Source organism: Campylobacter sp. BCW_6463 (genome assembly GCF_001762785.1).
Classification (GTDB): Bacteria; Campylobacterota; Campylobacteria; order Campylobacterales; family Campylobacteraceae; genus Campylobacter_D; species Campylobacter_D jejuni.
Genome location: NZ_MJXL01000070.1, coordinates 1 through 6,908, shown reverse-complemented (window position 1 = coordinate 6,908; position 6,908 = coordinate 1). Strand labels below are relative to the sequence as shown.

Sequence of the window (6,908 nt, the reverse complement as noted above, 5' to 3'; positions counted from 1 at the left end):
CAAAATACCCTAGAATCTTATTATACTTTAGGAAGTTCATTTAACTTACACATATTCCTAAATTGCCAATAACTAGGCTCTAAATAATAAGAATAAGGAGTATAATAAAAGATAATTAAGCCTATACTTCCAAGAAAGACTAAAAACTTTGAAACGCTTTTTGTAGATTTAAAGATGATTTTATAAATAAATTTTAATATAAGATAAGAAAGAATAGTAGAAATTATAATAAGAAGTAATATATATGTCATGGGTTATCTCCTTAGATTCTCTATTTTATTAAAATTAAGATGTAATTTTGTGGTTTGATAAAGATTAGCTCGCTAGCATCCAAACATAGAAGACAAAAATTGCTCATTAAGATAAATGATTTCATGTATGAATAAATAGTATTATAATTTAGAAAGTAGTTTTGTAATTAAAACCAAGAAAACAAAATATATTTTTAAGATATAACCCCGACTATAATTACGCATTTTAGTCGGGATTTTTTAAGATAATTATAATTAAGCTTTACCTTCTCTCCAATCATCACTTCCGCTAGTTCCAGCAGCAGTATGTTCCCAAACTACTTTTCTATAACTCATTGAAACTTTTAAAAGCTCGGTTTTATCATGATTACTTGACTCTTGTGCATTTGGCATTATTAATTCAATATTTGTAATAATTGCATCTTCCAATTTTGTAGTAAAAAAATGTTCAGATCCGCCACTTGCTGCAGTTCTAAACCAATGAACTTCGACTGTTGGAAGTCTTTCTCCTTTGGTAAGTGCATTATATAACAAAGGCACGGACTTATTCAATGAGCAAGTAAAAGAAAAGGGCTTATGAACTCTTTGTCCAGAAGGTTGCCCACTTTGCTGATCAACGGGTACAGTTACGATATGAGATACCTCTTGCGCCATGATTTCATCTTCATGACCTGATTTATATCTATTGCCAATACTCGCTTCAGTAGATGCACCACTTGAAATCAAACCTTGTGTGGAACCTTCAATTCTTATAAACGCTGGTTCAGCCATAAAAAGAACCTCCTTTAATTTTTTTTAACATTCAAAATTGTATCATTTTAATCTTAATCTATATAAATTTTTGTAAAATATTTGTATATTGATATTAATATTTATTTGTTTTTACTTTAAATAAGGAATAACGATGTTTAAAAAAATATTTGATTTTATAAAATCAAGATTATTTATAACTGCTTTTTTACTTTGTTGTATTTTTCTTTTTAGTGTTTTATTTTGGTTTTGGGGTCCTTTAATAGCTTTTAACGACATATATATTTTTAGTAGCTCATTTTTAAGATTTAGTATTATCTTGATAATTTGGCTTATTGTTTTTTTATTTTTTTTATTAAAGCCTATTATAAATTTTATATCTTCTTTAAAAAGTGAAAAAAGATTAAAATTTAAAGACCTAAAAAAAGAAGCTGATGAGTTTATTTACAAATCTAAAAGAAACTTCTTTTTATCTCTTAAAGATGCCAAAGAAACATGGAAGAATGATTTAAAAACAAAAAATTTACCCTTAATTATCATCATAGGAAATGAAGGGGCTGGAAAAAGCACTTTTATCAATTATTCTAACATCGAATATCCACTTAGCGATAGTTTAGAGTCTTATAAAAAATTCCATAAGTCTACTAGAAATTTTGCACTTTATGTATCAAAAAAAGGCGCTTTGTTAGATACAGAAGGAAACTATTTTTCACAAGAAGAATTTTTTAAGCCTACAAGTAGCGATGAAATACCCGAAGATGATATAGATAAAAATAGAGATTTTTTAATTAAAAAAAATATATGGAAAAAATTCCTTACTTTTCTCAATAAAAATTTTTTTCATAGCAAACTAAATGGAATTATTTTAGTTGTTGATACTGTCCTTTTCTTAAATAATCCTAAGGAGTATTCCAAAAATCTTATTAGATATCTAACAAAAAGAGTAAACGAATGTGAAAAAACTTTGAATTTAAAGTTGCCCATCTATATAGTTTTTTCAAAACTTGACTTGATGGAAGGCATGAAAGAGTATTTTGATATTTTCGATAAAAAAATTTCGGATAAAATTTTAGGATTATCTTTTGATAAAATCTTAAGTGAAGAATTTTTAAATAATGAATTTAAAGAATTAAGTGATTCATTATTATGCTCTTTAATGAGTAAAAATTCCCATATTTACAATATGGAAAATAAAAATAAAAGCTACTTATTTTTAAAACAATTTGATAATTTATTTGCATTAGCAAAGACTTTTATTTTGGAAGTGCAAGAAGAAAATAAGCTTAAAAATAATTCTTATCTTAGAGGAGTTTATTTTGTTAGTGCCTATCAAGAAAATATTCCTAGAAATTTCTTACTCGATGCCATATGTGAGAAATATAACTGCAAAAAAGTATTATCAAAATCCAATATTATACATAATAAACAAAGCTATTTTGTTAAATCACTGCTCGAAGATTTAATTTTTACAGATTATTCTTTAAGCACTATGAAATCTTATTCTAAAAAATTATCTTTTTTAATTATAATTTTAATCATAAGCTTTGGAACATATGCTATATCTTCTTATTTTATAAGTAAAAACAATAAAGAATTCGAAAAAAGCCAAAACACCTTAAGATCTTTACAATTGCTTCTTAAAGATCAAGATTATCAAAATTTAAATATTAAACAAAAAGCTGACTTCTTAATTGAATTGAGAAATATTTTAAATACTTATCCTGAACTTTGGCAAGATAATAATATATTTCAATATTTAAATCTAAATCTCTCATACAAAGGATTTAAAGAAGCTAAACAACTTTATTATAAACTGAATGAAGATGTGTTAAAAAATACTTTATTAAAAGAAATGGAATATACTTTACTTACCGATACAAATAAAGAAAATTTAATCAAAACATTATATATGTATAGATCTTTGTTTGAACAAAAATATTTTAATAAAGAAATACTAAAAATTTGGATTAACGAGAATTGGAATACTTTAAGTAAGTATTCAATCTCTAAAGATGACTTTCTAGAAGGGGTGGATGAGCTTAAACAATTTAATCTTAAATCTTTTACAGAAGATGAAAACAGTATACATACAGGAAAAAGAAAACTTGAGAGTATAAGTAGAACTCAAAGAATTTACATTCTTCTTAATTTTTTAAATAGCGATAAACCTAAAGAAAAATATCTTATAAAAGAGGATTTAGGTTTTGCTGCAAATAGTGTATTTTCAAATAATTCTCAAATAACTTCTATAGATAAAATATATACAAAAGTTGGTATGATGGACTTTTTAAATGATTTAAATCAACAAGTTGACACCGCAATCAATATTGAATCTTGGATGCTAGATAACAATTTTAAAGAAAATAAAAACACTTTGACTATGGGTATTTTAAAATTATACTTAAGTGAATACCAAAATGCTTGGCAAAATCTACTCGCTTCATTGCAACCTGTTAGGTATAATACCAAAGAGGCAATGCTTAATGAGCTTAATATCTTATCAAAAAAAGAAAACCCCTTATATTCTTTGTTAAAAATTGTTAGTTCTAATACAAATTTAAATGATGCAGTTTTACTAACTCAAGCCTACAATTTAGGATTAAATGCTGGGGAAATTAGATCAAATTTTATTGGGGTAAGCAATGCTTTCACACAATATCATAAGCTAGTAAACAAAAATACACTTTTGAGTGTTGGCAATATAGAAGTGGGTAAAGGCACTGATGATGAAAAAATATTAGATATTCTTAATACAAATATTACAAATATATCCAATAAAATTATAGATTTTAGTTCTAATAATAACCAAAGCGCTGAAGAAAAAATTTCATATGCTCTTGGAGGCAATAAAGATGCCAATGATCCTTTTGCTGTATTTCAAATGAACATAAAAAAATTACCTAATGATTTAGAGAGATATTATAGTCAGCTTTCTAATTATTCGTGGAATTTTATAGAAAATCATGGTATTTCTTTATTTAATACCGCTTGGATTAATGAAGTGTATAATCCATTTGTTAATGATATTGCACCATATTATCCTTTTAATGATGAGAGTGTAGCAGATCTTAGTATGGATAGTTTTAAAACATTTTTTGGAAGAAATGGGACATTAAATAGTTTTTATAAAAAATACTTGAACAATGTTTTAGTAAAAAGAAAAAATAACTATTCTGTCAATTCTCAATTTGCTTCAAAATTAAATTTCTCTAAAGAATTTTTAGATTTTATCACCAATGCAGGCAATCTCTCTAGTCTCATACTAAATGGTAATGATAATATAAAAGTTAATTTTACTATTCAAAGCCTTGATTTAAGTGCGGATTTTTCCTTTATAAAGCTTGGCTATGATAATAAAAATATCCAATACGATCATACTCTTAATCAAACCCTACAAATTGTAGCAGAAAAATTCAATAATGGAACAAGTTTAAATTTTACAGCCTATAACTACTCTAATCCTAATTTAAATTATACAAAATCATATAAAGGAGAATGGGCATGGTATAAGTTTATAAAAGATAATAAAAGTAATTCTATATACAGCATTATATTTAACAATAATAAAAACTTATATTTTGACTTTGAAATTATTAACGGTGCTAGTGAATTAAATAATATAGTTTATATTTTAAATAATCTTAAAATAGTAGAAAATATTACAGGGGTAAATAAACAATGATAGAAAAAGAAGAAATAGGAATTACTATTGAGAATTATGACGAATGTATTAGTGGTTCTAAAACATTTGTATTTAACACAAAGGGTGGAACTATAGGAAGCGGTGATGATTGCACTTTTCGTATTCAAGATAAACTAGAACAAATCAAAAATACCCATGCCATAGTATCTTATGAAGAAGGATCTTTTACAATTGCGGCTTTTGAAGATTCTGACATTTATTATAATAAGTCCTTTTCTAGAATGCCAAGTGGCTATGAAATAATAATCAGTATAGGCGATATTTTTAAAATCGGTAATTTAGAATTTAGATTTGTGGATGCAAAAAGCATTGAAGCAAGCATTAAAGAAAATAAAAAATACTTAGAAGATATTGAAAAACGCAATCATTTTGATGAAATTGAAATTAAGCCTAGAGGAAAAACAAGTATAAATTTTGACAAAAATAAAGAGTTGAAAGAGATTTTAGAAAATAATGATTATAAATTTATCGAAGAAGAAAAGGCAGATGATAGCTTTTTAAAAGAAATAATTCAAAAAAATCCAAATTCATTAGAATATGAAAATGTTTTAAAAAGTTTGGTAAAAAATTTAAAAGATATTAAAACAAAACAACAAAACTCTAAATTAAATAATGATTATTCTCCTATCAATATTAAAGATTTTGAAAGTATTATTAATAATATACCCTTAATCAAATCCACAAGATTGATCAATATTTTAGCCCTTAGCCTAATCGCAAAAGAATTATATACTCCAATATTTGAAGAAATGGAAGAAAATATGTTTATTAAATATATTGAAGCTGCCATACAAAATAATATTAAAGAAGATAAGATTCTTTTTGAAAATCTTACCATCAAAGCATTGGAAAAGTATATTAAAGATTTTGAGTGATTTTTACTCTTTGATATTATGCTCTTTAGCATAAGCTAGTATTTTAGCTCGAAGTTCTTGCGGAAAATTATATCTATAAATAGCAGGAATTCTTGGATCAAGGAGTTTGTCTAAATATCCTCTTTTATAAATCCATTCTAATCTTTCAGGTGTAAAATAATAAGGGGCATTAGGATAGCCTTGAGGAGGAGTGAGGGCTGCTAATTTGGCGCTTAATACTAGAGTATCTCTATCTAAAGCAGCTTGTTGTTCACTCCAATCATTTGGAGTATCTACATCAAATCTTGTTACCATTCCATTTTCGTATCCATCCATAGCATCATCAAATTTATTTCTACTTTCTGGAGTAGAATCTATATCTCTTGGATCTTTTAATTTGCCTTTTTCAATATCATCATATAAAGCCCAAATGATCCTGCCTTCTTCATCATAGGCAAAATCATATTTATTTAAATCAATCGTCCAATCTGCTCCTATAATCTCATCTAAAAAAGGAAGCATACCAAATTCATCTAATAAACTCTCATAATGATGATCGTGTAAATCGTAAATCATTTTTGCTCTAAGCTTATTCCAATGTTGCCCTGTAAGAAAAGAATTAGAACACAATACTGCTAAACCTAAACTTTTAAAAGCATTTTTATCTCCAAGTTGAGCTTGTAAAAACAATGCTTGTTGTTGTCTTGCTTTAAATCCTACGGCAGCTGTGGGACTAGCTTTAATATTTCCCAAAAGTAAAGCAGACAATTCCCATTCATTAAAGAAAGAATAAGATTTTAATGTTCCACGATGAGAACTTACTTCATCATAAATATAGGCGTATTCTTCATTGATTAAATATCCTTTTTCATCTACATTAGCATAAGCATCATAGGGTATATCTATAACCACAGATCTTAATCCACTTCTTATTGCTAAATATTTATATCTTTCTCTTTTGGTTTTTAAAGAATGATAATAAGCTTTTTCTGCTTTAGTCCAAGGAGCTATAGCTCCTTTTATAGGATCTTTTAAATATATNCTTTGCCAATCTTTAAATTCAAGCAAAGTAGATTTCTCCCCTGTGTGAAATTCAGGATCTAGGTATTGGGGTTTATAGTCTTTGTAGGGGGAGTTTTTCATAATATGATAAGATTTAAAAACCGCTTTGGAATATTCTTCGGTATAGTTGCCTGTGGGCTTAACATTTTCTTTAAAGAGTATTTTATTGGTATCTTTTTCCACATCTAATGTTAATCCATTGGGTGTATAAATTTTATAAGTCTCACTCATTATTTATCCTTTCTTAATTTAACCCATATATAAACCATCTTCTATGATTATAGTAGT

4 protein-coding genes are annotated in these 6,908 nt (G+C 26.4%); 2 read left to right on the top strand and 2 right to left on the bottom strand.

The annotated features are described in order from the left end of the window. Positions 1-506: 506 nt before the first annotated feature. The gene (locus tag AJ884_RS07730; protein WP_044779685.1) at positions 507-1,022 is read right to left on the bottom strand and encodes an Hcp family type VI secretion system effector; all 516 of its coding nucleotides are present in this window, start codon (positions 1,020-1,022) and stop codon (positions 507-509) included. Positions 1,023-1,155: 133 nt separating this feature from the next. Here AJ884_RS07730 and tssM point away from each other — a divergent pair, with 133 nt between their 5' ends. Together tssM and AJ884_RS07720 are read left to right on the top strand one after the other, a co-directional pair. Beyond that, positions 1,156-4,683, top strand: coding sequence for a type VI secretion system membrane subunit TssM (gene tssM / locus AJ884_RS07725; protein ID WP_070286588.1), 3,528 nt, complete (start codon positions 1,156-1,158; stop codon positions 4,681-4,683). Continuing rightward, positions 4,680-5,579, top strand: coding sequence for an FHA domain-containing protein (locus AJ884_RS07720; RefSeq protein WP_044779682.1), 900 nt, complete (start codon positions 4,680-4,682; stop codon positions 5,577-5,579). The genes tssM and AJ884_RS07720 overlap by 4 nt, the downstream gene beginning before the upstream one ends. A gap of 3 nt (positions 5,580-5,582) precedes the next feature. Here AJ884_RS07720 and AJ884_RS07715 read toward each other — a convergent pair whose 3' ends face one another. Beyond that, the gene (locus AJ884_RS07715) at positions 5,583-6,851 is read right to left on the bottom strand and encodes a hypothetical protein (protein WP_070286587.1); all 1,269 of its coding nucleotides are present in this window, start codon (positions 6,849-6,851) and stop codon (positions 5,583-5,585) included. Positions 6,852-6,908 lie beyond the last annotated feature (57 nt).